Origin of the sequence: Micromonospora ferruginea (assembly GCF_013694245.2) — a bacterium.
GTDB classification, from domain to species: domain Bacteria; phylum Actinomycetota; class Actinomycetes; order Mycobacteriales; family Micromonosporaceae; genus Micromonospora; species Micromonospora robiginosa.
This window is the reverse complement of record NZ_CP059322.2, coordinates 1,757,589-1,780,980: the sequence shown is the minus strand read 5'-3', so window position 1 is coordinate 1,780,980 and position 23,392 is coordinate 1,757,589. Positions and strand designations below refer to the sequence as shown.

General features: G+C 76.2%; 23 protein-coding genes. 18 read left to right on the top strand and 5 right to left on the bottom strand.

The features are described from left to right. Both H1D33_RS07755 and H1D33_RS07750 read right to left on the bottom strand, forming a co-directional pair. Positions 1-333 (bottom strand): hypothetical protein, encoded by a 333-nt coding sequence (locus tag H1D33_RS07755; RefSeq protein ID WP_181568718.1) that lies wholly within the window; start codon positions 331-333, stop codon positions 1-3. Between the two features lie 92 nt (positions 334-425). Further along, positions 426-1,661: an MFS transporter gene (locus H1D33_RS07750; protein ID WP_181568719.1), complete on the bottom strand. Its 1,236-nt coding sequence runs from the start codon at positions 1,659-1,661 to the stop codon at positions 426-428. A gap of 118 nt (positions 1,662-1,779) precedes the next feature. Here H1D33_RS07750 and H1D33_RS07745 point away from each other — a divergent pair, with 118 nt between their 5' ends. Beyond that, entirely contained in the window at positions 1,780-2,769 is a 990-nt protein-coding gene (locus tag H1D33_RS07745) for a LacI family DNA-binding transcriptional regulator (protein WP_181568720.1), read from the top strand. Between the two features lie 11 nt (positions 2,770-2,780). Here H1D33_RS07745 and H1D33_RS07740 read toward each other — a convergent pair whose 3' ends face one another. Both H1D33_RS07740 and H1D33_RS07735 read right to left on the bottom strand, forming a co-directional pair. After that, a complete protein-coding gene (locus tag H1D33_RS07740) occupies positions 2,781-3,923 on the bottom strand; it encodes an FUSC family protein (protein ID WP_181568721.1) in 1,143 nt (380 codons plus the stop codon). Positions 3,924-4,004: 81 nt separating this feature from the next. Continuing rightward, positions 4,005-4,628, bottom strand: a complete 624-nt coding sequence (locus tag H1D33_RS07735; RefSeq protein WP_246411551.1) for a TetR/AcrR family transcriptional regulator — start codon at positions 4,626-4,628, stop codon at positions 4,005-4,007. A 69-nt stretch (positions 4,629-4,697) separates the two neighbouring features. On the opposite strand from H1D33_RS07735, the gene H1D33_RS07730 reads away from it, so the two are divergent. Then, complete coding sequence (locus H1D33_RS07730) at positions 4,698-5,852, top strand: FAD-dependent oxidoreductase (protein WP_181568722.1); 1,155 nt, start codon at positions 4,698-4,700, stop codon at positions 5,850-5,852. A gap of 24 nt (positions 5,853-5,876) precedes the next feature. Here the strand turns inward: H1D33_RS07730 and H1D33_RS07725 are convergent, their stop codons facing one another. After that, positions 5,877-8,198, bottom strand: coding sequence for an isoamylase (locus H1D33_RS07725; RefSeq protein WP_181568723.1), 2,322 nt, complete (start codon positions 8,196-8,198; stop codon positions 5,877-5,879). Positions 8,199-8,389: 191 nt separating this feature from the next. Here H1D33_RS07725 and H1D33_RS07720 point away from each other — a divergent pair, with 191 nt between their 5' ends. From H1D33_RS07720 to H1D33_RS07645, 16 genes are all read left to right on the top strand, one after another. Further along, positions 8,390-8,887, top strand: a complete 498-nt coding sequence (locus H1D33_RS07720; RefSeq protein ID WP_246411553.1) for a nitroreductase/quinone reductase family protein — start codon at positions 8,390-8,392, stop codon at positions 8,885-8,887. 131 nt (positions 8,888-9,018) lie between these two features. Beyond that, the gene (locus tag H1D33_RS07715; protein ID WP_307755369.1) at positions 9,019-9,828 is read left to right on the top strand and encodes an LppM family (lipo)protein; all 810 of its coding nucleotides are present in this window, start codon (positions 9,019-9,021) and stop codon (positions 9,826-9,828) included. A gap of 173 nt (positions 9,829-10,001) precedes the next feature. Further along, positions 10,002-10,343, top strand: a complete 342-nt coding sequence (locus H1D33_RS07710; protein ID WP_181568724.1) for a hypothetical protein — start codon at positions 10,002-10,004, stop codon at positions 10,341-10,343. A 14-nt stretch (positions 10,344-10,357) separates the two neighbouring features. Beyond that, positions 10,358-10,966, top strand: a complete 609-nt coding sequence (locus H1D33_RS07705; RefSeq protein ID WP_181568725.1) for a glycine zipper family protein — start codon at positions 10,358-10,360, stop codon at positions 10,964-10,966. Beyond that, on the top strand, positions 10,963-11,646 hold the full coding sequence (locus H1D33_RS07700; RefSeq protein ID WP_181568726.1) for a carboxypeptidase-like regulatory domain-containing protein: 684 nt from the start codon (positions 10,963-10,965) through the stop codon (positions 11,644-11,646). The genes H1D33_RS07705 and H1D33_RS07700 overlap by 4 nt, the downstream gene beginning before the upstream one ends. Positions 11,647-11,662: 16 nt before the next feature. Continuing rightward, complete coding sequence (locus H1D33_RS07695) at positions 11,663-12,919, top strand: phage tail sheath family protein (RefSeq protein WP_181568727.1); 1,257 nt, start codon at positions 11,663-11,665, stop codon at positions 12,917-12,919. 1 nt (position 12,920) lies between these two features. Beyond that, positions 12,921-13,403, top strand: coding sequence for a phage tail protein (locus H1D33_RS07690; protein WP_181568728.1), 483 nt, complete (start codon positions 12,921-12,923; stop codon positions 13,401-13,403). A 1,624-nt stretch (positions 13,404-15,027) separates the two neighbouring features. Beyond that, a complete protein-coding gene (locus H1D33_RS07685; protein ID WP_307755368.1) occupies positions 15,028-15,318 on the top strand; it encodes a hypothetical protein in 291 nt (96 codons plus the stop codon). Next, the gene (locus H1D33_RS07680) at positions 15,318-16,079 is read left to right on the top strand and encodes a CIS tube protein (protein WP_181568730.1); all 762 of its coding nucleotides are present in this window, start codon (positions 15,318-15,320) and stop codon (positions 16,077-16,079) included. Before H1D33_RS07685 ends, H1D33_RS07680 begins: the two co-directional genes overlap by 1 nt. Before the next feature lie 208 nt (positions 16,080-16,287). Continuing rightward, positions 16,288-17,859 carry a phage baseplate assembly protein V gene (locus H1D33_RS07675; RefSeq protein WP_181568731.1) on the top strand — a complete coding sequence of 524 codons (1,572 nt, stop codon included), beginning with the start codon at positions 16,288-16,290 and terminating at the stop codon, positions 17,857-17,859. Further along, positions 17,859-18,197 carry a hypothetical protein gene (locus H1D33_RS07670; protein ID WP_181568732.1) on the top strand — a complete coding sequence of 113 codons (339 nt, stop codon included), beginning with the start codon at positions 17,859-17,861 and terminating at the stop codon, positions 18,195-18,197. Before H1D33_RS07675 ends, H1D33_RS07670 begins: the two co-directional genes overlap by 1 nt. After that, a complete protein-coding gene (locus tag H1D33_RS07665) occupies positions 18,194-18,643 on the top strand; it encodes a GPW/gp25 family protein (RefSeq protein ID WP_091055921.1) in 450 nt (149 codons plus the stop codon). The genes H1D33_RS07670 and H1D33_RS07665 overlap by 4 nt, the downstream gene beginning before the upstream one ends. Next, a complete protein-coding gene (locus H1D33_RS07660) occupies positions 18,640-21,318 on the top strand; it encodes a putative baseplate assembly protein (protein ID WP_181568733.1) in 2,679 nt (892 codons plus the stop codon). Before H1D33_RS07665 ends, H1D33_RS07660 begins: the two co-directional genes overlap by 4 nt. After that, the gene (locus tag H1D33_RS07655) at positions 21,299-21,982 is read left to right on the top strand and encodes a phage tail protein (RefSeq protein WP_307755367.1); all 684 of its coding nucleotides are present in this window, start codon (positions 21,299-21,301) and stop codon (positions 21,980-21,982) included. Before H1D33_RS07660 ends, H1D33_RS07655 begins: the two co-directional genes overlap by 20 nt. Then, the gene (locus H1D33_RS07650; protein ID WP_181568734.1) at positions 21,979-22,899 is read left to right on the top strand and encodes a hypothetical protein; all 921 of its coding nucleotides are present in this window, start codon (positions 21,979-21,981) and stop codon (positions 22,897-22,899) included. The genes H1D33_RS07655 and H1D33_RS07650 overlap by 4 nt, the downstream gene beginning before the upstream one ends. After that, the gene (locus H1D33_RS07645; RefSeq protein ID WP_181568735.1) at positions 22,896-23,372 is read left to right on the top strand and encodes a hypothetical protein; all 477 of its coding nucleotides are present in this window, start codon (positions 22,896-22,898) and stop codon (positions 23,370-23,372) included. The genes H1D33_RS07650 and H1D33_RS07645 overlap by 4 nt, the downstream gene beginning before the upstream one ends. Positions 23,373-23,392 lie beyond the last annotated feature (20 nt).

Below are 23,392 nucleotides of genomic sequence, written 5' to 3'. Positions count from 1 at the left end.
TCAGCGCTTGCGGCGTTCCGGGTGCGCCCGGTTCCAGGCCCGCATCCGCTCCGGGTAGCCGGTGCGGGCCGCCTCGTAGAGCGGCACCGCGTGCCGGCGGGCGATCGTGCCGGCGACCCGGGGCGAGCCGGTACGGCGACGGATCCACTCGCCGTCGTGGGCGATGGCGACCACCGTGGTGTCGGTGGCGGTGGTCTCCGGTTCGAGATAGAACTCGACCCCGCGCCGGCTGGTCACGAACGCCTCGAGCTGCGCCAGGTCCTCCCGGGTCGCCTCCCGGTCGAGCTTCGTCGGGGTCGTCGGGTCGGCGGCCCGTCGGCTGAACCAGCCCATGCCCGCCTCCTCTCCTCGGCGTCGTGCTCTAGTGCAGCACGCGCGCCTGGCAGGCGCCTGGGAGCGCCGTGGGAGTCGGCTGGGCAGCGCGCTCAGCGGGCCGTGGTCGCGGCGGTGGCCGGCGGGCGCAGCACCGGCACCAGCGCCAGCGTGGGCAGCAGGAGCAGCGGCACGACGCCGAGCGCGTTCAGCACGCCGAAGTGGTCGCCGAGGAAGCCGAGCAGCGGCGGCCCGGCGAGGAACGCGGTGTAGCCGATCACCGCGACCACGCTGACCCGGGCCGGCGCCCGGTCCTCGTCGTCGGCGGCGGCGCTCATCCCGACCGGGAACCCGAGCGACGCGCCGATCCCCCACATCGCCACGCCGACCACGGCCAGCGGGCCGGAGCCGGCCAGCACGGCCAGGGCCGCGCCGGCCGAGGCCAGCGCGATGGTGCCGTACAGCACCGGCACCCGGCCCCAGCGGTCGATGGCGACCGTGCCGGCGGTGCGGCCCAGCGTCATGCCGATCACGAACACGCCGAACACGGCGGCGCCGACCGCCTCGTCCACGCCGTACCCGTCGACGAACGCCACCGCCAGCCAGTCGTTGGCGCTGCCCTCGGTGAACGCCATCACCAGGACCAGCAGGCCCACCAGCAGGGTGCGCGGCTCCCGCCAGGCGGCCAGCAGCGCGCGTCGCCGGGCCGCCGGCGCGCCCGCGTCGGTCGACTCGGCCGGCGCGGACAGGAAGGCCCGGGCGCCGAGCAGCGTGCCGGTGAGGATCACCACCGCCAGCACCGGCAGGTGCACCTCGATCGGTACGCCGAGCCGCGCGGCGCCCGCGCCCAGGCCGGCGCCGGCCACCGAGCCGAGACTCCAGGCGGCGTGGAACCGGGGCATGATCGTGCGGCCGAGTCGTTTCTCCACGGCCGCGCCCTCGACGTTCATCGCCACGTCGCACAGGCCGGAGCCGAAGCCGAACGCGGCGAGGCCGAGCCCGACGCCGACCGCCCAGCCGGCCAGGCCGGTGGCGAGGCCGGCCACGGTCATGCCGAGCGCGACGAGCACGGTCGCCACGACCACCGTGCGGGCCGGGCCGAGCCGCTGGGTGACCAGGCCGGCGGCGGGCATGGCGAGCAGCGCGCCGACCGACATGCAGAGCAGCAGCAGGCCGAGCCGGCCGGGGCTGAGGCCGAGCGCCTCGCGGGCCGCCGGGACCCGGGAGAACCAGCTCGCCACCGCGAGCCCGTTGAGGGCGAAGACGACGGCGACGCCGGTGCGGGCGGCCAGCACCGGCCGGGGCACCGGTGGCCGTCGCGCGGCCGGTGCGTCGAGGGTCTTGCTCACGGTGCGGTCGTCCCTTCCCCGAATGGTTCCCGTCGACGATCGCACACCTGAGAGCGCTACCACCACAAGCCCGCCCGCCCCTTACCCGCCGCGGCCCGGACCGGGCATGATGCGATCCATGGGTACGCCTGCCGCACGACCGCCCACGCTCGACGACGTGGCCCGGGCCGCCGGGGTGTCCCGGGCGACCGCCTCGCGGGTGCTCGGCGGCTACGGCTTCGCCTCGGCGCGCGCCCGGACGCGGGTGGGCGCCGCCGCCGAGCACCTCGGCTACGTGCCGGACCGGACCGCGCGGGCGCTGGTGCGCGGCGCGGGCGTACGGCTGGTGGTGGCCGTGGTGGGCCGCGACGACCGGGTCCTCGACGACCCGTACGTGCACCGGGTGGTCAGCGCCGCGTCGCGGGTGTGCGCGCCGCACGGGATCGGGGTGGCGCTGGAGTGGCTGCCGCTGGCCGATCCGTCCGGGCTGACCCGGCTCGGCGCCGACCGGGGGGTGTGCGGCGTGATCCTGGTCAACACCACGCAGGCGGCGCTGGACGCGGTGCCGACCCGGCTGCGGGGGCGGGTGGTCTCCATCGGCCGGGGCTCGGCGACCGTGCCGTCGTTCGACGTGGACAACGCCGCCGGCGCCGACGCGGTGCTCCGCCACCTGCACGCCTCCGGCCGCCGCCGGATCGTGATGGTCACCGGGCCGCGCTGGCTGACCTGTGCGGAACGGTCGGTGACCGCCTACCGGGAGCTGATGCGCGCCTCGGGTGCGCCGGCCCGGCTGGTGACCGGCGACTTCACCGCGGTCCGGGGCGGGTCGGCGGCGCTGGCGGCGCTGCGCCGCTGGCCGGACGTGGACGCGATCTACGCGGCCAGCGACGCGACCGCGTTCGGCGTGATCGCCGCGTTGCGCGGGCGGGGCGTGGGGGTGCCGCACGACGTGGCGGTGGCCGGTTTCGACGACCTGCCGTACGCGGCGATGAGCAGCCCGGCGTTGACCACCGCGACCCACCCGGTCGACCGGATCGCCGCCGCCGCGGCCACCGCCGTGCTGACCGAGGCGCCGGCGCCGCCGAGCACCGCGTTCGCGTCGACGCTGGTGACCCGGGAGAGCGCCTGAGGTGACGCCGGTCAGCGCTCCGGGCCGGTGACCGCCGCGTCGACCCGGCTGAGCACCGTCGCGTCGTCGTCCACGCCCACCCCGCGCAGCAGGTCGATGGCGGTGGCCCGGACCTGGCCGATGATGATCGCGAGCGGCAGGGTCGAGCCGGCGGTGAAGAGGCGTCCGGCCGCGCGTACCGCCTCCAGCGCCGCCGCGTCGGCGCGGGTGGCGTGCGCGTCGGCGACCTGGTCCTGGCCGCCGAGGTCGGCGGCGAGCGCGTCGCCGGCGGCGCGTACCGCCTCGGCCAGCGTGCGGACCGTGCCGCCGAGGTCGGCCGGGACCGGCGCGGCGCCGCGGGTGAACGTGACCGCGGCGCGGGCCAGCACGCGCACGTTGCGCACGGCGTAGTCGATCTGCCGGATCGACCCCTCGACGGAGCGCAGGCGGCCGAGGTGGCGGCGCCGGCGGACGTTGAGCCGCAGCGCCTCGCCGGCGGCCTGGACCGCCCCGCGCAGCCGCTCCACCCCGGCGTCGGCGTGCCGGGCCCGTTCCAGCGCGGCCAGCGCGGCCCGGTCGTCGGCGCCGTCGAGCGCGGTCGCGATGTCGTCGAGCACGTCGGCCAGCTCGGTGAACGTGTGCCGGAACTCGGCGACCAGCGGGGCGAGCGGCCGGCGGGCGTCGACGAGCTGGCTGGCGACCACCGCCACCGCGCCGCCGATCAGCGCGTCGACGAACCGGAACGGGATCAGCGACTCGGTGGGCGGGGACACCACGACCAGGTAGAGCGCGGAGACCGCGGCCTGCACCACGGTGACCGAGCTGGCGCCGACCGCCACCGCCAGCGCGACGGTGAGCAGGATGACGGTGAACACGGTCCAGGTGGTGCGCGGGCCGAGCGCCTGCACGACCAGGTCGGCGACGAGCACGCCGGCGGCCACGCCGAGCACCACCTCCACCGCGCGGCGGATCCGCTGGCCGCGTGCCTGGCCGAGCACGATCAGCGCGGCGGCGGGGGCGAAGAACGGCTGGGGGTGCCCGACGATCCGGGTGGCGAGGATCCAGGCGACGGTGGCGGCGAGTGTCGCCTCGACCACCGGCAGCCAGCCCCGGCGCAGCCGTCCGGCCGCCTCGCGTACGGCCGGGCCGATCCGCTCCCTGGTCACCGTCGCCATCGCCCGCCCTCCTGTCGCGCCCACCTCATCCTGCAACCTCGCGGCGCGGGCGGCAGTGATCGGCGGCACCCGATCGGTCGATCAGGCGCCGGTGAAGGCGCGCAGCAGGGTGCGGACGCCGGCTCGCAGGTCGTCCCGGCTGGCGCGGGTGCCGGGCGGCGGCGCGTCGAGCGCCCCGGCGCCGGCCAGGCGGTCGAAGAGCAACCCGTCGACGAACGCCACGAACTGGTCGCCCTGCCGGGCCGGGTCCGTGGCGCCGGCGCGGGCCAGCAGTTCCCGGGCCTGCACCCGCAGGATGCTGCCGTGGTGCAGGATCCGGCGCAGCTCGGGTCGGTGGGTCGCCTCCAGCAGGCAGGCGTAGCGGGCCAGGGAGCGGCTGCGCCCGACGGTCAGCCAGCGGTCCAGCACCTCGGCCACCCCGGCGGCGAGTTGGTCGAGCCCGTCCGGCCCGAGTGCCGGGGCGGGTCCGGTCGGCGCCGTGGGCAGGTCGTGCGCGGCCAGGTCCACCCGGTCGAGGTCGGCCAGGCGTTGCACCACCGCCTCGATCAGGGCCTGCCGGGTACGCAGGTAGGCCGAGGTGGTGCCGGGTGGCACGCCGGCCCGGGCGTCGACCGCGCGGTGGGTGAGCGCGCGCATGCCACCGGTGGCGAGCAGGTCCACCGCCGCGTCGGCCAGCACCGCCACCCGGGCCGCTCGTGCGCTCACGTCCGCCCCCCTCGATCCGCTCCGTCGGGCGTAGTATCTCCTTCTACATCTGTAGAAGGAGGTGGCGGGGTGGACGACACGCACGCGGTGGTGGTCGGTGCGGGGATCGGCGGCCTGGCGGCGGCGCTGGCGCTGCACCGGCGCGGGTGGCGGGTCACCGTGCTGGAGCGCGCCGACCACCCCCGCGAACTCGGCACCGGCCTGACGCTGATGACGAACGCGCTGCGCGGGCTCGACGCGCTGGGCCTGGGCGACGCGGTCCGGCGGGACGGCATCCCCGACACCCCGGGCGGGCTGCGCGCCAGCTCCGGCCGGTGGCTGTCCCGGGTCGACGGCGCCGACCTGGAACGCACGCTGGGCACCGCGGCGCTCGGCATCCACCGGACCGCCCTGCACCGCCTGCTCCGGCATGCGCTGCCCACCGGTGCGCTCCGCACCGGCGCCGAGGTCGTGGACGTCGACGCGGGCGCGCCGTCGGTGACCTACCGCGCGGGCGACGCGGTGCACGTCCTCGCGGCGGACCTGGTGGTCGGCGCGGACGGGCTGCACAGCCTGCTGCGCCGGCGGTTGTGGCCGACGCTGCCTCCGCCGGCCTACTCCGGCTCCACGGCCTGGCGCGCGGTCGTCCCCTGGTCCGCGCCGGTGGCGACCGCCGTCACCTGGGGCGCCGGGCGCGAGTTCGGCACCGTCCCGCTCGGCGACGGCCGGCTCTACTGGTACGCCGCGGACGTCGCGCCGGCCGGCGGCCGGGAGCCGGACGAGCTGGCCGCGGTGCGGGAGCGGTTCGGCGACTGGCACGACCCGATCCCGGCGCTGCTGGCCGCCACCCCGCCGGAGGTGGTGCTCCGCACCGATCTGCTGCACCTGGCCACCCCGCTGCCGACGTACGTGCACGGGCGGGTGGCGCTGCTCGGCGACGCCGCGCACGCGATGACGCCGCACCTGGGCCAGGGCGCGTGCCAGGCGATCGAGGACGCTGTGGTGCTCGGCGCCGCCTGCGCGCACGGCTCGGCGGACCTGGCCGGCGCGCTGGCCGCGTACGACCGGCAACGGCGGCCCCGCAGCCAGGCCGTGGCGCGGGCGGCCCTGCGCACCGCGCGGTACGGCCAGCAGCTCCGCCATCCGGTGGCGCGCGCCCTGCGCGACACCGTGCTCCGGCTCACCCCGTCCCGGGCGGCGCTGCGCGGCATGGCCCGGTACGCCGACTGGCAGCCACCGGGCTGAGCGTCGGCGTACCGGGCCGGTCGGTCAGCGGGCGACAAGCAGCAGCAGGCCCCGGCCGCGCAGCAGATAGCCGGTGCCCTGGCCGCCCAGCGCCGCCTCGGCGCCCGGCCGGGCCACCTGCTCCGGGCCCTCCGCCCAGGTGGAGGTGTCGGTGACCCGGTACCACTGCTTGCCGGCCCCGGGCGAGGGCAGCGTGAAGCCGACGTCGCCGGACCAGCCGTTGTAGCCGACGTAGATCGCCGACGCCGGGTCGCCGAACTCGGTGCCGTCGATCCGCCAACCGAGCGCGTGGTTGTTCGGGTCGTTCCAGTACCCGGCGTCCGGGGCGGCCCCGGCCGGGGTGAACCAGGTGAGCTGGCCCAGCCCGTTGCCGTTGCCGTCGGCGGACGAGTAGAACGTCGCCGGCCGCAGCGCCGGATGCGCGGCGCGGAACGCGGCCAGGCGGGAGGTGAACGCGCGGAACGCGCTCTGGTTCGCGTCCGGGTTCCAGGTCAGCCAGTTGGCCGACGAGTCGAGGTTGTACGGGTTGTTGTTGCACCGCACGCCGCGCAGCACCTCGTCACCGCCGGTCATCATCGGGGTGCCGGCGGAGAGCAGCAGCAGCGCCTGGCCGGTGCGGGCGGCCCGGCGCTGGTCGGCCGCGACGCCGCCCTGGTCCCAGGAGCGGTTGTCGTCGCTGCCGCCGTCGGACGGGCCGTACGGCCAGGGCTGGTTGTTGTTCTTCGCGTTGCAGGCGTAGAGGTCGCGCAGGGTGAACCCGTCGTGGGCGACGAGGAAGTTCACCGAGTTCCCCGGCCGGCGGCCGTCGTCGCCGTACAGGTCCGCGGAGCCGGCGAGCCGGGTGGCGAGCTGGCCCGGGGTGATCGGGTCGTAGCCCATCCGGTTCTGGTCGCTGCGCACCGCGTCCCGGTACTGGCCGTTCCACTCCGACCAGCCGGCCGGCAGGTTGCCCACCTGGTAGGTGCCGGCGCCGATCGCCCACGGCTCGCCGATCCAGTCCACGCCCGCGCCACCGCCGGCCGGGCGGGCCGGCATCTCCCGGACGATCCGGTTGAGCGCGGTGCCCGGGTCGGTGCGGCTGTAGCGGTAGCAGCCGTGCTGGCAGGTGTTGCCGAGCACGGTGGCCAGGTCGTGCCGGAACCCGTCGACGCCGAGCGTGTCCTTCCAGTACGCCAGCGAGTCGACGACCAGGTCCTGGGCGACCGGGTGGTAGGTGTTGTAGTTGCCGCCCACCCCGGTGTTGTCGTAGGACGCCTGCCGGTCGGCGGTCAACGAGTAGTAGGTGGGGTTGTCCAGCCCGCGCCAGGACCACAGGTCGTAGGCCGGGGCGCCGCCGATCGTGCGCGCCCCGCCCTCGCCGGTGTGGTTGTAGACCACGTCGAGCAGCACCTTGATCCCGGCGTCGTGGAACGCCTTGACCATGGCCTGGAACTCGCGGGTCGGGCCGCCCGGGGAGCGGTCGGCGGCGTACCGCCGGTCGGGGGCGAACCAGTTGAGCGTCATGTAGCCCCAGTAGTTGTCCCCGGCGGTGCCGGTCGGGTCGACGTCGTTGGTGTCGTTCTGCGTCTCCTGCACCGGCAGGAACTCCACCGCGGTCACGCCGAGCGAGGCGAGGTAGCCGGCCTTGGTCGCGGCCCCCCGGTAGGTGCCCCGCCAGGCCTCCGGCACGCTCGGGTCGTCGCGGGTGAGGCCGCGTACGTGCACCTCGTAGAGCACGTCGTCCTTGAACGCCCGGGTGGGCTTGACGCCGGTGGCGCCGGTCGCGACGGCGAGCACCGCGCCCTTCGGGGCGTACGGGCCGCTGTCCACGGTGCGGTGGGCCGGCCCGGAGGCGTAGACGGTGTCGTCGGTCGCGCCGGGGCGCAGCGGGTCGTGGCTGAGTTCCCGGGCGTACGGGTCGACGAGCAGCTTGTTGGGGTTGAACCGGTTGCCGGCGGCGTCCACGTCGGCCACGAAGCCGGCGGACGAACCCTTGGTCCAGGTGCTGGTCCACGGCCAGTTCGGCCCCCAGGCCCGGTAGCCGTACCAGATCGTGCCGGTGAGGCCGTGGGTGTCGCGCAGGATAGCGACGTCTACGGTGACGCCGAAGACCGCCGACGCGTCGCGGGTGAGCACGTAGCTGACCTTCTCGGCGGCGCCGGTGGGCGCGGCGTACAGGTAGACGGCGATCCGGGTCGCGGCGGCGGAGTGGACCCGGAACGTGATGGTCGAGCCGGTGGCGTCGTAGCGGGCGCCGAGCGCGCGGGCGTCGACGGCGGCGCCGGCGGGTGGCGCGGCGGCGGTGAGGCCGACGGCGGACAGCACCGCGGCGAGGAGCAGGGCGAGGACCGGACGGGGTCTGGGCATGGCGGTCTCCGACGGGGACGCGGGTGGACGGTGCGTGCGGACGTCGGCCGACTTCCGGCTGTTGCAAAAACTTGCAAGTTTTGCCGGAAAGATAACAGTCGATTTCAATCAGGTAAAGAGGTCCGGGTCGATCGACCCTGGTCGCCGCCGCCCGCCGTGGTCCCCAATTGAGGGGAGGAGAGGGGGTCCGGATGAGCACCGGATCGTGGCGCCGGCAGCTGAGGTGGATGTATCGGGGTGGCCGGCCGAACCGGCTCGCCCGGGTGCTGAACGGGCTCGCCGCGCGGCAGCACTCCGCCGGGCTCGGCCCCCGGCACTGGGTGACGCTGGAGGTGCGGGGCCGGCGCAGCGGCCGGACGGTCGCCCTGCCGCTGGTGGTCGCCGACCACGAGGGCGAGCGCTACCTGGTGTCGATGCTCGGCGACCGGGTCAACTGGGTGGCCAACGTCCGGGCCGCCGACGGGCGGGCGGTGCTGCGCCACCGTGGCCGGGAGGCGGTCCGACTGGTCGAGGTCGACGTCGCCGACCGGCCGCCGATCCTGCGTCGCCACCTCGCGCTCGCCCCCGGCGCGCGCCCGCACGTGCCTGTCGACAGGCACGCCCCGCTCACCGAGTTCGCGCGCGTCGCCCCGACCATCCCGGTCTTCCGGATCGTGGCGGACCGACCGGCGCCGGAAACAGCGGAATGACAACCTTTCAGGATATCGATCGCGCGCGTTTCCGGGGTCGTCCGAATGGGAGAGGCGGCCGGTAAGATCGGCGACAAAGCAGCGGCTGATCGCTGACTGCCGCGCCCGCCCCGACCACCCACACTGAGCGCATGAATACGAGACTCCGCCGCAGCCGGGCATTCCGCGTCGCGGTGTGTCTCGCCCTCGTGGCGACCCTGAGCGGCTGCATGCAACTCAACCTCGGGCTGACCGTGAACCCCGACGACACGATCTCCGGCCAGCTCCTGCTGACCGCGCAGAAGTCCGTGCTCAAACAGCGCAACCCGGACGTCGCGGTGGCCTTCGCCGAACTGCGGCAGAACATTCCCACGCTTCCCGCCGGCACCGAGACCCGCTACGAGGATCCCAACTTCTACGGCATTCAGATCACCTACCGGAAAACGCCGCTGGCGCAATTCACGAGTGAGAGCGTGAATCTTGTTCGGGATGGCGATCTCTATCGCTTCTCGCTGCCGCTGGATCCGAAGAAATACGGCGGAAAGGTGGCCGAACAGGATCCCCGCAACCAGCAGGCGTTCATGACGTTGATGTCGTTCGAGATCTCGGTGACGTTCCCCGGCCGGGTCCTCGACACCAACGGCACCACCACCGGCCGCTCGGTGAGCTGGAAGGTCGTCGCCAACCAGCCCAAGCCGGCGGAGCTGCGGGCCGTGGCCGAGGCGCCGGCGGCGCCCGCCACCAGCGCGGCCGCGGCCGTGGTCGGCGGCGGATCCTTCCCCTGGCTGCTGGTCGTCGGCGCGGTGGTCGTGCTGCTGCTGGTCGTCGCCGTGGTGGTCGTGCTGCTGCTGCGCCGCCGCCGGGGCGGGAGCCCGGCCGCCACGTCGACCGCCCCCACCACCGGACCGGCCACGCCGGGCGCACCGGCCGCGCCGGCGCCACCCGCCGGCCCGCCGGTCTGAGCCCCGCCGGCCCGGCCCCCGACCCGCGTCACCGGCGCCGGACCGACCCCGATCACCGGCGGCAGACCGCCGGCCCCACCGCCGACCGGGCGGACCCCGCAGCCATCGCCGCGGGCCGCCGCACCATCCCACCCGAGCCCGCACCACCGCACCGTCTGAAAAGGGGGATCGCCGTGAACGATCTCTTCACCTGGGCCGCGCTGGGCAGTCTGACCGGCGCCAGCGCCGCCACCCTGCTCGCCACGAACGTCATCGGCGGCCTGATCGGGCCGAGCGGCGACAAGGCCCGCAAGTGGATCGCGCTGGGCTTCGCGCTCCTGCTCTCCTACCTGACCGCCGCGTTCGCCGACGCCGGCCCCGAGAAGTGGATCATCGCGTTCTTCAACGGGCTGGTCATCTTCTCCGCCGCGCTCGGCATCAACCAACTGCCCCCGGGCAACCGGCAGGCGACACAGGCGTCGCCGACCCAGCTCGCCCAGGGCAACGAGCCCCGCTTCGTCCGCTCCTGGGTCTGAGAGAGGTGACCGTCATGGTCTTCGGCATCCTCAGCGCCGCCGTCCAGATCGCCTTCGGCGCCGTGCTCGGGCAGGCCGCCGCCGGCACCGTCGGCCTGCTGGTCGGCGCGGTCGTCGGCCTGCTCGTCGGCGCGCCCTTCGGCTGGGCGACCGCCTCCGCCGGCACGTACGGCGCCGACGCGAAGGGGGTCTTCCTCTTCGTGGTCGACCACACGTGGAGCCTGCTCAACACGTTCGCCGGGGCGCTCTACCTGGCCCTGCACCTGGTCTTCGGCCACCAGCTCGACCGGGTCGTCTCGGCCGGCAGCGGCCGGGTCAACGTGGTCGAGGGCGTCTCCCCCCGCTACGCCACCACCATCGGCACGGTCTGCGCCGGGTCCAGCCCGGGCATCCAACGGCACGAGGACGTGCACGTGTTCCAGGCCCGGCTGCTCGGCCCGCTCTACCTGCCGCTGGTGGCGCTCAACTACGCGCTGTTCACCATCGCCCCGGTGTGGCTGCTCTGGCACGACCACACCAACGCGCCGATCAACCGGTTCACCCGCTACTTCGAGATCGGCGTCTACCCGCACGTCTGGAACGAGGCCATCGCGTACCGGATCCAGGGGACGCCGCCGCGATGACCGGTGCGATCGAGGCGGCCGTCGCGGACGTCACGGCCTGGCTGACCGGGGCGGCGGGTGAGCCCGTCCCGGTCGGCCCGCCCCGCGACGACCCGGACGGCGGCCTCACGGTCTGGCCGCTGGAGTTGCGGCCGGCCCGGCAGACCGCGACCGGCGGCGCGGCGCGCGAGCCGTACCGGTTCGTGGTCCGCCTGCTGGTCAGCGGCGGCGGGCCGGCGGCGCTGCCGGCGCTGGACCGGGTGCTCGCCGCGGCCACCACCGGGACCGGCCGGCCCGAGCCGGTGCTGGACGCCGGCGACCCGGCGCTGTGGCGGGCGCTCGGCGTGGCGCCCCGGCCGGCGTTGCTGCTCGACGTGCCGGCCCGGATCGACCGGCCGGCGCCGACCGCTCCGCCGGTGCGGCAGCCGCTGCGGCTGCGGCAGCTCGACATGCGCACGCTCGACGGCCGGGTGGTCGGGCCGCAGGACCAGCCGCTGGCCGCGATGCGGGTGGAACTGGTCGGCACCGCCCAGGCCACCGAGACCGACGCCGCCGGCCGCTTCCGGCTGGTCGGCGTGCCGCACGACCCCGACGCGCCGGACCGTCCGGTGCGGATCCGGCTGGTCGGCCGGGGGCGCGTGCACACCGCCGAGCTGGACCCGGCCGGCGACGACCTGGTCGTCGTCCCCGCCCCCGACTGACTCCCCAGGAGGACCGATGCCCACCTACTTCTCCCCCGGCATCTACGTCGAGGAGGTGCCCTCCGGGGCCCGCCCGATCGGGCCGGTCGGCACGAGCACCGCCGCCTTCGTCGGGGTCGCGCCGAACCGCACCGCGTACGTCGACCGGCCGATGGCGGTCAACAGCTGGACCGAGTTCCTGCGCCTCTACGCCGACGGCGAGCACCCGGAGAGCACGCCGCTGGCCCGGGCCGTGTTCGGCTTCCTGGACAACGGCGGCACCCGCTGCTGGGTGGTCAACGTCGGCGAGGGCGGCCAGCTCACCGGCACCGGCGGGCGGCGCGGCGGCCTGCAGGTGCTGGAGGCGATCGACGAGATCTCCATCCTGGCCGCGCCCGGCCACCACGACCCGGTCTCGCACGAGGCCCTGATCAGCATGGCCGAGCGGCTGCGCACCATGGTGGCGATCTGCGACCCGCCGCCCGAGGTGGCCGACGTCTCCCGGCTCACCCGGGTCGCCACGCCCGCCAAACCCGCGTCCGGGCCGTCGGCCGGCAAGCCCGCCTCGTCCGACAAACCCGCCGACGGTACGCCGAAGGACGGCGACGACGACGCGCCCGGCACCGGCGGCGACCGGCCCCGACAGTCCGACTTCGCCACCTACTACTTCCCCTGGATCCGGGTGCGTGACCCGCTCAGCGGCGACCTCGTGTTCACCCCGCCGAGCGGGCACGTGGCAGGCATCTGGGCCCGCACCGACGCGTTGCGCGGCGTGCACAAGGCGCCGGCCAACGAGCCGGTACGCGGCGCCGTCGACCTGGCCTACCGGGTGACCCGGCCGGAGCACGACGTGCTCAACCCCAAGGGCGTCAACGTGATCCGGTTCTTCGCCGGCGAGGGCATCCGCCTCTGGGGCGCCCGTACGCTCGCCGCCGAGGCCAGCGAGTGGCGCTACCTGAACGTGCGCCGGCTGTCCATCTCCATCGAGCAGGCCATCGCCAACGGCACCCGCTGGATGGTGTTCGAGCCGAACGACTTCACGCTGTGGCGCTCGATCCGGCGCGACATCGGCGCGTTCCTGACCCGGGTGTGGCGCGACGGCGCGCTGCTCGGCCGCACGCCGGAGGAGGCGTTCTTCGTCAAGTGCGACGAGGAGACCAACCCGGCCGACGTCCGCGACGCCGGGATGGTGGTCGCGCACATCGGCATCGCGGTGGTCAAGCCCGCGGAGTTCGTGGTGTTCAAGCTGAGCCAGTGGGCCGGCGGCACCGAGACCGAGACGATCGGAGGCTGACATGCCCACCACGGCCACACCGCAGCCGGGCGCGCCCGTCGACCCGTACCGGGCGTACCACTTCAAGCTGCTCATCAACGGCATCACCAACGGGCACTTCACCGAGGTCAGCGGCTTCGAGGTGGCGATACCGTCGCTGGCCTACCGGGAGGCCGGCAACGAGCGCATCCGGGCCGTGCCGGGGCAGGTCGAGTACGCCCCGGTGACGCTGCACTTCGGCCTGACCAACGCCCGCGAGCTGTGGGACTGGGTGAACGCGGCGGCGAAGGGCACGGTGAACCGGCGCAACGTCTCGGTGGTGCTGCTCGACCCGGCCGGCACCGCCGAGGTGCTCCGCTGGAACATGATCAACGCCTGGCCGACGCGGTGGCGGGGCGCCCACCTGAACACCCTCTCCCAGGAGATCGCCATCGAGGCGCTGACCCTGGCGTACGAGGGATTGGAGCTGGAGTCCGGCAGTGCGGCCGCCCCGGCGACCGCGTGACCGGCTGGCCCGCGCCCTGCGGGCCACCGCCGACCGCCTCTCCGACCCCGGCGGCCCCGCCCACCCCGCGCCCGCCGGTAACCGGTCCACGCTCGCCGGGGACCGGTCCGCGCCCGCCGGGGACCGGTCCGCGCTCGCGGGCGGCCGGTCCACGCCTGTCGATGATCGCTCCCTGCTCGCGGAGAGCCACCCCGCCCTCGCCGGCGACCTGCCGGCACGCCGCCCCGGCGAGCCACCCGAGCACTGGCTCCGCCTGGTCGCCGCGCACGCCCCCGGCCTCCTGCACGACCTGCCCCACCCCTCGCCCGGGCTCGGTGATCAAGGAGTTCGCGTCGACAACGACCGCCCCGCCGACACGAACTCCTTGATCACCGACCGGTCGGTGGCGGGTCGGCTGGCCCGGCTGTGGCGGGCGTGGCGGGGGGACGGTGTCGGTGTCGGCTCGTCGAGATCTTGGTACGAAAGGGCCCCCCTGGGGGCCGATTCCTACCAAGATCTACCGTCGGTACCGGTTGACGGGACGAATGTCCCATCAAGTGGATTCGGTGCGGGCGCGGGTCGGTCCGACGTGACGGCGTGGATCGCGGCGGGGTTCGCCGGACCGGAGGGTGCCGGACCGCGCCCGCCCCGGACGCGGACCGGATCGCGGCCGGCCGGAGCCGGACCGGCGCGGTGGGGCCGGACCGCCGGGAGGCGCGCGACCGGAGCGTCGTCCGGGGCCGGGCCGGTCGGCGGCGACGCTCCTGGGGCATCCGGGGGCGGTCCCCCGATCCGCCACAGCACGCCGGCGTGGGGCGCCACCGGACGGGACAGCACGTGGGGACCGGGTGCCGCCGGGCCGGGCGGGACATGGGGAACCGGCGGCGTCGGCGGGCCGGACGGCACGTGGGGAACCGGCGGCGTCGACAGGCCGGACGGCACGTGGGGAACCGGCGGCGTCGACAGGCCGGACGGCACGTGGGGAACCGGCGGCGTCGACAGGCCGGACGGCACGTGGGGAACCGGCGGCGTCGACAGGCCGGACGGCACGTGGGGAACCGGCGGCGTCGACAGGCCGGACAGCACGTCGGGACGGGGCCGCACCGAGCCGGGTGGCGCGACGGGCGGACTCGACCGTGCGGGCGGGTCGGGCGGACCCGCCCGTACCGGCCGATCGGGCGGACCCGGACCGGCCGACGCGTGGGAGCGGGGCCTCGGAGGACCGGCCGGCACCTCGGGTCCCGGTGGACCGGGCGGGGTGGGGGAACCGACGGCGTCGCCGGGCCGGGTGGCTCCACCGGGCCGGGCACGTCGGGGGACGCGGCGGCCGAGGTCGGGCCGACGCGAGCGGACCGGCCGGCGGAGACGGCTCGGCGGGGCCACCCGGGCGGGGTGGTCGTCCCGGCGCGAGGGACGGCTCGGCCGGAACGGTGAGCGGGCGGGCCCGCCCGACGACGGTCGGGCCGACGCCACCGCCGGACCGGACCGGGGGACGCACGGTCGGCCGGGCGTCCGTCCACTCTCGTTCGCCCCGGCGCGGCGTGGTCCGGCGGCGGCCGACGGAGCGGGCGACACCGGCCGACACTCGGCGTGGACCGATCCCGGGCGCCGGGCCGACGACCCGTCGCGCGACGGCGAGCGTCGGATGCCGCTGTCGGCGCGGCGGCAGCGGGCGACGCAGCCGTGGGCGGCGAGCACGGTGGACGACGCCGCCCGGCCGCGTCCGTCCAGTCCGTGGCCGCCCCTGCCGGACGAGACCGGCGTCGGGTCGCGCGGCACCGGACGGGCGGGCGGGACGGGACCGGCAGCGGAGGTCGGCACGGCGCACCGGGACCTGTGGCCGGCGCTGCCCGACGAGCCGGCGCCCCGGCCGGCGACCGCGCAGCGCACCACCTGGCCGGAGAGCCGGCTGGACCGGGAACAGGCGGGTGGCTGATGGAACGCGTCGCCTTCCTCGTGGACGAGTCCGGCACCCGGGTCGACTGCCTGCTCAACCCGGAGACCGTGCAGGTCACCCGGCTGGCCGGGGTACGGCCCCGGGGCGGCCCGGACGGGCCGTTGACCGGCGCCGGCCTGGCCGACGACCCGCTGGTCTTCACCGGCGGCGGGCGCACCGAACTGGTGCTGGACCTGCTCTTCGACGTCGACTTCGTGGAGTCACCGGCCCGCCGCGAGGACGTCCGCGCGCTGACCCGGCCACTGTGGATGCTGGCCGAGAACTCGGCGGTCGAGCACGGCTGGCCCCGCCCACCGCTGGTCCGGCTGGTCTGGGGCAAGACGTGGAACGTGCCGGGCGTGATCTCGGCGATCGCGGAACGGTTCGACGCGTTCACGCTCACCGGCACGCCGCGCCGCTCCTGGCTGCGGTTGCGGCTGGTCCGGGTGGCGGAGACCGCCGACGCGGCCCAGGCCGGCTTCGAGGAGGAACTGGCCGCGGCGAGCACGCCGGCCGTGGCGCCCGGCTCGGCGGTGATCGCCGCCGCCGACGGCGCGACCGAGCCGGGCTGGTCCGGCGTCCGCTTCGACCTGCTGGCGCACGACGCGCTGGGATCGCCGCTGCGCTGGCGGCTGCTCGCCGAGCACAACCGGATCACCGACCCGCTGGCGGTGCCGGCCGGCACCGCGCTGGCGGTGCCGGCGATCGGCGGCGCCGCGCCACCGCCCGAGGCCGCCACCACGACGGGAGGCACGCCGTGAACCGCCCCGACGCCCGCCGCACGACGACCGCGCACCCACCGACCGCACGACCGAGCACCACCGCACACCCACCGACCGCACGACCGAGCACCACCGCACACCCACCGACCGCACGACCGAGCACCACCGCACACCCACCGACCGCACGACCGAGCACCACCGCACACCCACCGATCGCACGACGGAACGCCGCCGCCGGAGGCGGGCGATGACCCGGGCCGCGACGGTGACCGTGGACGGCCGGCCGCTGGCCGACCCGACCCGGCTGCGCGGGATCCGGGTCGCCGCCCGGCTGGACCGGCCGACGCAGTGCGAGCTGGCCCTGGCCACCGCGCCCGGCATCGGCGCGCTCGACCCGCCGGTACGCCCCGGCGCGGCCCTCGACGTGTGCCTGGACGGTCACCCGGAGGCCCTGTTCACCGGCGAGGTGACCGCCGTGGAGGTGGAGTACGCCGGTGACGGCGCCGCGCTGCTGCGGATCCGGGCGTACGACCCGCTGCACCGGCTGCGCAAGCGGCAGGAGCTGCGGGTGTTCGAGTCGGTGACGGCCGCCGACCTGGCCGGGGAGCTGTGCGTCGGGCTGGGCCTGAGCGTGGCCGCCGAGACCGACGGGCCGCGCCTGGACCGGCTGCTCCAGCACCGGCACACCGATCTGGAGCTGCTGTGCGAGGTGGCCGGTCGGGCCGGGCTGCACCTGAGCGTGGACTCCGACCGGCTGCGGCTGCTCACCCTCGACGGGTACGGCGAGCCGCTGCCGTTGACCCTGGGCGGGAGCGTGCACGCGCTGCGGGTCACCGAGAACCTGGACCGGGCCGGCGCGGAGTGTGCCGCGCTGGGCTGGCACCCGCAGCGCGCCGAGCCGCTGGGTCAGCGGGCCGGCGAGGCGCGCAGCGGGCGGCGGATCCCGCTGCGCCCGGAGCCCGGCGACGTCGGTGCCGACGGGGTGCGTACCGCGGTGGACCAGCCGGCGCGCAGCGACGACGAGTTGGCCGCGCTGGCCCAGGCCGGCCTGGACGCGCGGGTCGCCGCGCTGGTCACCGCCGAGGGCACGGCCGAGGGGGACCCGGCGCTGCGGCCGGGCCGGCGGATCGCGCTGGCCGGCGTCCCGGAGCCGGTGGCCGGCGTGTACGTGCTCACCGAGGTGGTGCACACGGTGGACGCGGACGGTCACCTGACCCGCTTCTCCACCGCCCCGCCGGAGCCGCCCCCGGTGACCGCGCCCCCGCCGGCGACGGTCACGCTCGGCACGGTCACCGACGTCGACGACCCGGACGGGCTGGGCCGGGCGCGGGTGACGCTGCCGGCGTACGGGGACCTGGACGCCGGGTGGCTGGCCGTGGTCTGTCCGGGCGCGGGCCGGGGCAAGGGCATCGTCGCGCTGCCCGACCCGGACGACACGGTGCTGGTGGCGTTGCCGGGCGGCGAGCCGGCGTCGGGCGTGGTGCTCGGCGCGATGTTCGGCGCGGTCGAGCCGTACGACGCGGGGATCGTCTCCGGTCGGTCGCGGCGGTGGTCGATGCGCACCGGCACCGGGCAGTCGATCGTGATCGACGACGACGGGCGCACGCTGCGCCTGGCCACCGACGCGGGCAGCTTCGTCGAGCTGCGCCCCGAGCTGACCACCGTGCACGCCGCCGGTGACCTGGTGCTCTCCGCGCCGGGGCGGGCCATGGTGGTGCGCGCGAAGACCGTCGACTTCCTGCACGCCCCGGCGGCCGAGGACGCCGAGACCGCCGCCGCCCAGGCCCGTACCCTCGCCCGTTCCTCCGGAGGTGGCTGATGCGCTGGATCCACCGCGACTCGTTGATCACCTGCGGGCACGACGGGCGGGTGGCGAACCGTCCGTCGCAGCAGTGGGTCACCGTGCGGGGCGTGCCGGTGCTGGTGCGGCCCGACCCGGAGGGGCGCGACATCACCGCCTGCCCGAACTACGGCCCGACGATCAAACCGTGCCTGCACACGATGACCGTGACGGTCGGCTACAGCGCCTGGGTGCGGGTGGACCGGCAGCCGGTGGTGCTGTCGAACCTGGACGGCCTCACCGACGGCACCCCGCCGGGGACCGTGCACCACCAGGTCCGCGACCCGCGGCAGATGTTCCTGGGGGCGGACCGGTGAGGGCGTTCCGCTTCGTCGGCGCCGGCTTCGACGCCGGTCGCGCCGGTGGTCTCGCGCTGACCGCCGCCGGCGGGCTGGCCATGACCGAGGGCGACGAGACGGTACGCCAGGCGCTGTACCTGCTGCTGTCCACCACCCCGGGTGAGCGGTTGATGCGCCCCGGGTACGGGTCCCGGCTGCACCGGCTGGTCTTCGCGCCGAACGACGACACCACCGCCGGGCTGGCCATCCACTACGTGCGGCAGGCGATCCGGCGCTGGGAGCCGCGGGTCGAGGTGCTGGACGTGGACGCCGGACCGGACCCGGACGACCCGTGGCGCCTGGTGATCCGTCTGGACTACCGGGTGCGGGCCAGCCTCTCCCCCGGCCAGTTGGTGTTCTCCGTCGACCTGCTGCCGCCCGACGACGACCCCGGCGACCGGCCGGGCGAGGAGGTCACGCCATGACGCTGCCGGTGCCGCACCTGGACGACCGCGCCTTCCTCGACCTGGTCACCGAGGCGCGGGAACGGATCCGCCGCGCGTGTCCGGACTGGACCGACCTGTCCGCGCACGACCCGGGGATGGCGCTGCTGGAGGCGTTCGCCTACCTGACCGAGGTGATGATCTACCGGCTGAACCAGTTGCCGGAGAAGGCGTACGTGGCGTTCCTGAACCTGCTCGGCGCGACCCGGCACCCGCCGGCGGCGGCCTGGGCGGACGTGCGCCTGACCCGCACCGGCGCGGACCGCGGGGCGGTGCGGGTGCCGGCCGGGACCCGGGTCGCCGCGGCCCGCGGTGCCGATCCCCGGCCGGTCGTCTTCGTGACCACCGAGCCGGTGGTGCTGCCCGCCGGCGAGACCGAGGTGACGGTACGCGTGCACCACTGCGAGCCGGTCGAGGCGGAGCTGCTGGGCACCGGCACCGGCCAGCCCGGGCAGACGTTCCGGGCGGCCCGCGCGCCGTTGACCCGCACCACCGAGGCGCTGGACCTGCTGCTCGGGGTGGAGGTGCCGGCCGGCTCGGTGGAGTTGGGCGCCGCGGCCCGCGAGCACGAGGGCCGCACGTACGAGATCTGGCGGCCGGTGGACAGCTTCGCCGGCCTCGGCCCGCAGGCGAAGGTCTACCTGGTCGACCGGGCCTCCGGGGTGGTCACGTTCGCCCCGGCGCTGGACCTGCGCCCGGTCGCGGACCCCGGGAGCGGGCCGGACGCCGGGAGCACGTCGGACCCCGGGAGCACGCCGGACCCCGGGAGCGGCCCGGCCGTCGAGGGGGCGGCCGGGGCGACCACGGTGGCGGCGGTTCCGCCGGCCGGGCGGCAGGTGCGGCTGTGGTACCGGTGCGGCGGGGGGCCGGCCGGGAACGTGGCCGCCGGCGTGCTGACCAGCCTGCGGGACCCGCTGCCCGGGGTGAAGGTGGACAACCCGCTCCCGGCCACCGGCGGGCGGGAGTTGGAGTCGCTGGAGTCGGTGCTGGCCCGCGGGCCGTACGAGTTCTTCGCCCAGCAGCGCGCGGTCACCGCCCGGGACTTCGAGATCCTCGCCACCGGCTCCGGCGCGGTGGCCCGGGCGCGGGCGTTCACCCGGGCCGCGGTCTACAGCTTCGCCCGACCGGGCGAGGTGGAGGTGGTGCTGGTGCCGTACGTGCCGGAGGCGGCCCGCCCCGGCGGCCGGCTGCCGGTGGCGGTGCTGCGCGAGCACGAGGTCGAGGAGGCGCGCCGCCGGGTCGAGGCCGACCTGGAGCGGCGGCGCGCGCTGGGCACGGCCGTCCGCGCCGGCTGGGCACGCTACAAGGCGGTCTCGGTGCGGGCCCGGGTGGTGGTGCGCCGCGAGGAGGACGTCGACGCGGTCCGCCGCCGGATCCACGACCGGCTGCACCAGACGCTGAGTCCGCTGCCCACGCCGCTCAACCCGACCGGCTGGGCGTTCGGCGAGCCGCTGCGCGCCTCCAACGTCTACCGGATGCTGGAGCACGCCGAGCCGGGCGTGCGGTACGTCGAGTCGGTGCGGTTCGTGGTCGACGAGGCGCCGGACGCGCAGGTCCGCGCGCTCGCCGTGGACCAGTACCAGCCGGACACCTGGTACGCCGGGCGCGGGCCGGTGCTGTTCCGCTCGACCGACGCCGGCGCGGGTTGGGAGCCGGCCGGCCGGTTCGACGGCGAGACGGTGGTGCGGGTCGCGCCCGCACCCGCCCCGGTGCGCCCGGGCGTGGTGCCCCGGGCCGGCTCGGTGGCGGTGGTGACCGCCCGCGACGCCGGCGGCTCCCGGGTGCGGCTGAGCACCGACCTGGGCGAGAGCTGGACGCTGCTCACCGACCTGGAGGCCGGGGTGCGGGACCTGGCCTGGATCGACCGGGACGGCACCGGCGCGCTGCTGCTGGCCACCGACGCCGGCCTCTACGAGGTGCCGCTGCTGCCGGGCGCGGTGCCGTTGCAGATCCTGGTCGACCCGGGCGACGCCGACCGGGGCTTCTACGCGGTGCGCGCGTTCGTCTCCGAGCGAGGCGCGCCCGGGGTGGCGGTGGCCGCGCAGGCCGGTTTCGGGGTCTACCTGTCCACCGCCGCCGGGCGCCCCGGCACGTTCACCCACGTCGGCCTGGCCAACGTGGACAACCGGGTCCTCGCGGTGCAGTACGACGGCCCGGCCACGCTGCTGTGGTGCGGCGCGGGCGAGCCGGACCCGAAGAAGCCCGGGCAGGGCTGCCACCGGACCCGGCTGTTCGAGTCGGACGTGCAGTGGCAGTCGATGGCCGCCGGCTGGATCGGCGGCACCTGCCGGGACCTGGCGTTCAGCGGCCCGCTGGCGCTGGCCGCCACGCAGAGCGGCGGGGTGGTCCGGCTGGACACCCTCGCCGGGCAGCCGCAGTGGCGGTCGGTGTCGGTCAACTGCGGCCTGCCGCTGCGGGACCGGACCCGGTTCTCCCCGGTGGACGCCATCGCCGCGACCGCGCCGTCCGCCGGCGGCGAGCGGCTGGTGCTGGCCGGCGGCGAGCGCGGCGTCTACCGCAGCGGCGACGGCGAGGACTGGACGGCCAGCGCCAACCAGGCCACCGCCGACGTGGTCACCGTCCCCGGCACCTGGCTGCTCTGCTCCGGCGAGCACGACATCGAGGTGGTGCGGCAGGATGCGCCGAACGGCGATTGAGCGGCTGCTGCCGGCCGCGTACCAGCGGGCCGCCGGCCCGGGCAGCGTGCTGGGCGCGCTGCTGGACGTGATGGAGGCACTGCACGCCCCGGACGAGGCGGTGCTCGCCGACGTCGACGCCTTGTTCGGGCCGTACCGGACGCCGGACGGGTTCGTGGCGTACCTGACCCGGTGGGTGGCGATGGACCACGTGGTGAGCGCGCCCCGGTCGGACGCGCCGCTGCCGCTGCCGCTGGGCCGGCTGCGTGACCTGGTCGCGCACGGCGCGCTGCTGGCCCGCTGGCGCGGCACGCCGTACGGGATGCGGACCGCGCTGGAGCTGGCGACCGGGGTGACCGGGTTCGTGCTGGACGAGCCGGCCGAGCGCCCGTTCCACCTGGTGGTACGCGTGCCGCCGGCCGCTGCGGACCGGCTGGCGCTGGTCACCCGGATCGTCGAGGCGGAGAAGCCGGCCGCGGTCACCGTCGAGGTGGTCGCCGCCGGCGCCGCCCCGCCCGCCGATCCCCGCCGCCCACCGACCCGACGCCGTCCCCGACCCGACGCCACCCCCGGCCGACCCGGCGCCGCCCGCGGAGCCGCCGCCCCGGCCGGGCCGGTGCGCGCGGTCGGCCGGGCGCACGTGCCCCCACCCCCGCCCCACGATCCGCCCGAGGAGCCGTCATGACCACCGAATGGACCGTCGCCGCCGCCGCCGAACAGTTCACCCTGGACGCCCGCAACGTCGGCGAGCTGACCTTCACCGTGTCGAACCCGGGCGCGGCGCCGGACACCGTGGTGTTCGACGTCGCGCCGGGCGAGGGCACCCAGCGTGCCTGGTTCACGGTGACCGAGCCGCAGCGGGTGGTGCCGGGGCAGGGCTCGGTGTCCGTCCTGGTACGCCTCGCCGTGCCGCCCGGCACCCCGCCCCGGCGCTACGACATGACCGGGTTCGCGTACTCGGCGAACACCGCCCCGGAGGAGAGTTCCCGCTCCAGCGGCCGGGTGACGTACGACGTGCGGGCGGTGGTGGCGCCGAAGCGCTCGCCGTGGCCGTGGCTGGCGGCCGCGGCGGTGCTGCTGCTGGTGGTCGGCGGCGTGGTGGTGTGGCTGGTGACCCGCGGCCCGGACACCTCGCCGACGCCGCAGGCCCGGCCGGTGACGGCGGAGGCGGAGACGCTCGTGGCCGGCGCCGAGGTCACCTCGAAGGGCCCCACCAAGGCGGAGGTGGTGGCGCAGGACAACTGCTGCGACGTGACCTGGTCCGGCGACAAGCAGTTGTTCTTCCTCGGCCGGGCGGTCGGCGACCGGGTGACCGTCCAGGTGGACCTGCCGGCGGACGGCACCTGGCGGTTCTCCACCGTGCGCACCACCTCGTTCGACTACGCGAACACCATCTGGCTGATCGACGGCAAGCAGGTCGGTGACACGTTCTTCGGCTTCAGCCCGACCGTGGTCCGCGCCGATGAGGCGGAGGTGGACACGCTGGCGCTGACCCGGGGCCCGCACAAGCTGACGCTGGTGGCGGTGAGCAAGACCCAGGGCACCGACCTCTACTTCGCCGGGGTGGATCTGATCCGGTTCACCCCGGTCGCCCAACCATGAGTGGCCGGCAGAAGGTGCTGCTGGTCGTGCTGGCCGTCCTGCTGGTGGCGCTCTGGGTGGTGGCGGTGGCCGGGCGGCGGGACGGTCCGGGTGACCCGGCCGCCGGGCCGGGCCCGCTGGCCCGGCTCGGGCGCGGAGCCGGGGCGGTGGATCCGGCGACGGTGACCGTGACCTGCCTGCCGCCGGCCGCCGACCCGGTCGGCACCGCCGACGGGCTGGTGGTCGGCTTCGGCGCCACCTGCCGGCTGCGGGTCGCCGACCCGGGGTCGCTGCGCACGCTGGTGCTGCGCGGGGCGACGCCGTTCGAGGTGACCGCCCGCGCGCCCGGCGACGCGGACGTCACCGTGACCGACGAGGTGACGCCCGGGCCGGACGGCGCGACGGTGGCGAAGGTGGCGGTGGACCGGGAGACCGAGGTGCTGCTGCGGTGTCCGGGAGGTGGCGGGTGCACGGTCACTGTCGCCCGGTCCTGACCGGGCCCGCCGACGCGGAG

Bases quoted from the DNA above. Each gene is read 5' to 3' on its own strand.
- H1D33_RS07755 (WP_181568718.1), bottom strand. From the start codon at position 333: ATGGGCTGGTTCAGCCGACGGGCCGCCGACCCGACGACCCCGACGAAG.
- H1D33_RS07745 (WP_181568720.1), top strand. From the start codon at position 1,780: ATGGGTACGCCTGCCGCACGACCGCCCACGCTCGACGACGTGGCCCGG.
- H1D33_RS07740 (WP_181568721.1), bottom strand. From the start codon at position 3,923: ATGGCGACGGTGACCAGGGAGCGGATCGGCCCGGCCGTACGCGAGGCG.
- H1D33_RS07725 (WP_181568723.1), bottom strand. From the start codon at position 8,198: ATGCCCAGACCCCGTCCGGTCCTCGCCCTGCTCCTCGCCGCGGTGCTG.
- H1D33_RS07720 (WP_246411553.1), top strand. From the start codon at position 8,390: ATGAGCACCGGATCGTGGCGCCGGCAGCTGAGGTGGATGTATCGGGGT.
- H1D33_RS07715 (WP_307755369.1), top strand. From the start codon at position 9,019: ATGAATACGAGACTCCGCCGCAGCCGGGCATTCCGCGTCGCGGTGTGT.
- H1D33_RS07705 (WP_181568725.1), top strand. From the start codon at position 10,358: ATGGTCTTCGGCATCCTCAGCGCCGCCGTCCAGATCGCCTTCGGCGCC.
- H1D33_RS07700 (WP_181568726.1), top strand. From the start codon at position 10,963: ATGACCGGTGCGATCGAGGCGGCCGTCGCGGACGTCACGGCCTGGCTG.
- H1D33_RS07695 (WP_181568727.1), top strand. From the start codon at position 11,663: ATGCCCACCTACTTCTCCCCCGGCATCTACGTCGAGGAGGTGCCCTCC.
- H1D33_RS07690 (WP_181568728.1), top strand. From the start codon at position 12,921: ATGCCCACCACGGCCACACCGCAGCCGGGCGCGCCCGTCGACCCGTAC.
- H1D33_RS07685 (WP_307755368.1), top strand. From the start codon at position 15,028: ATGCCGCTGTCGGCGCGGCGGCAGCGGGCGACGCAGCCGTGGGCGGCG.
- H1D33_RS07680 (WP_181568730.1), top strand. From the start codon at position 15,318: ATGGAACGCGTCGCCTTCCTCGTGGACGAGTCCGGCACCCGGGTCGAC.
- H1D33_RS07675 (WP_181568731.1), top strand. From the start codon at position 16,288: ATGACCCGGGCCGCGACGGTGACCGTGGACGGCCGGCCGCTGGCCGAC.
- H1D33_RS07670 (WP_181568732.1), top strand. From the start codon at position 17,859: ATGCGCTGGATCCACCGCGACTCGTTGATCACCTGCGGGCACGACGGG.
- H1D33_RS07660 (WP_181568733.1), top strand. From the start codon at position 18,640: ATGACGCTGCCGGTGCCGCACCTGGACGACCGCGCCTTCCTCGACCTG.
- H1D33_RS07655 (WP_307755367.1), top strand. From the start codon at position 21,299: ATGCGCCGAACGGCGATTGAGCGGCTGCTGCCGGCCGCGTACCAGCGG.
- H1D33_RS07650 (WP_181568734.1), top strand. From the start codon at position 21,979: ATGACCACCGAATGGACCGTCGCCGCCGCCGCCGAACAGTTCACCCTG.
- H1D33_RS07645 (WP_181568735.1), top strand. From the start codon at position 22,896: ATGAGTGGCCGGCAGAAGGTGCTGCTGGTCGTGCTGGCCGTCCTGCTG.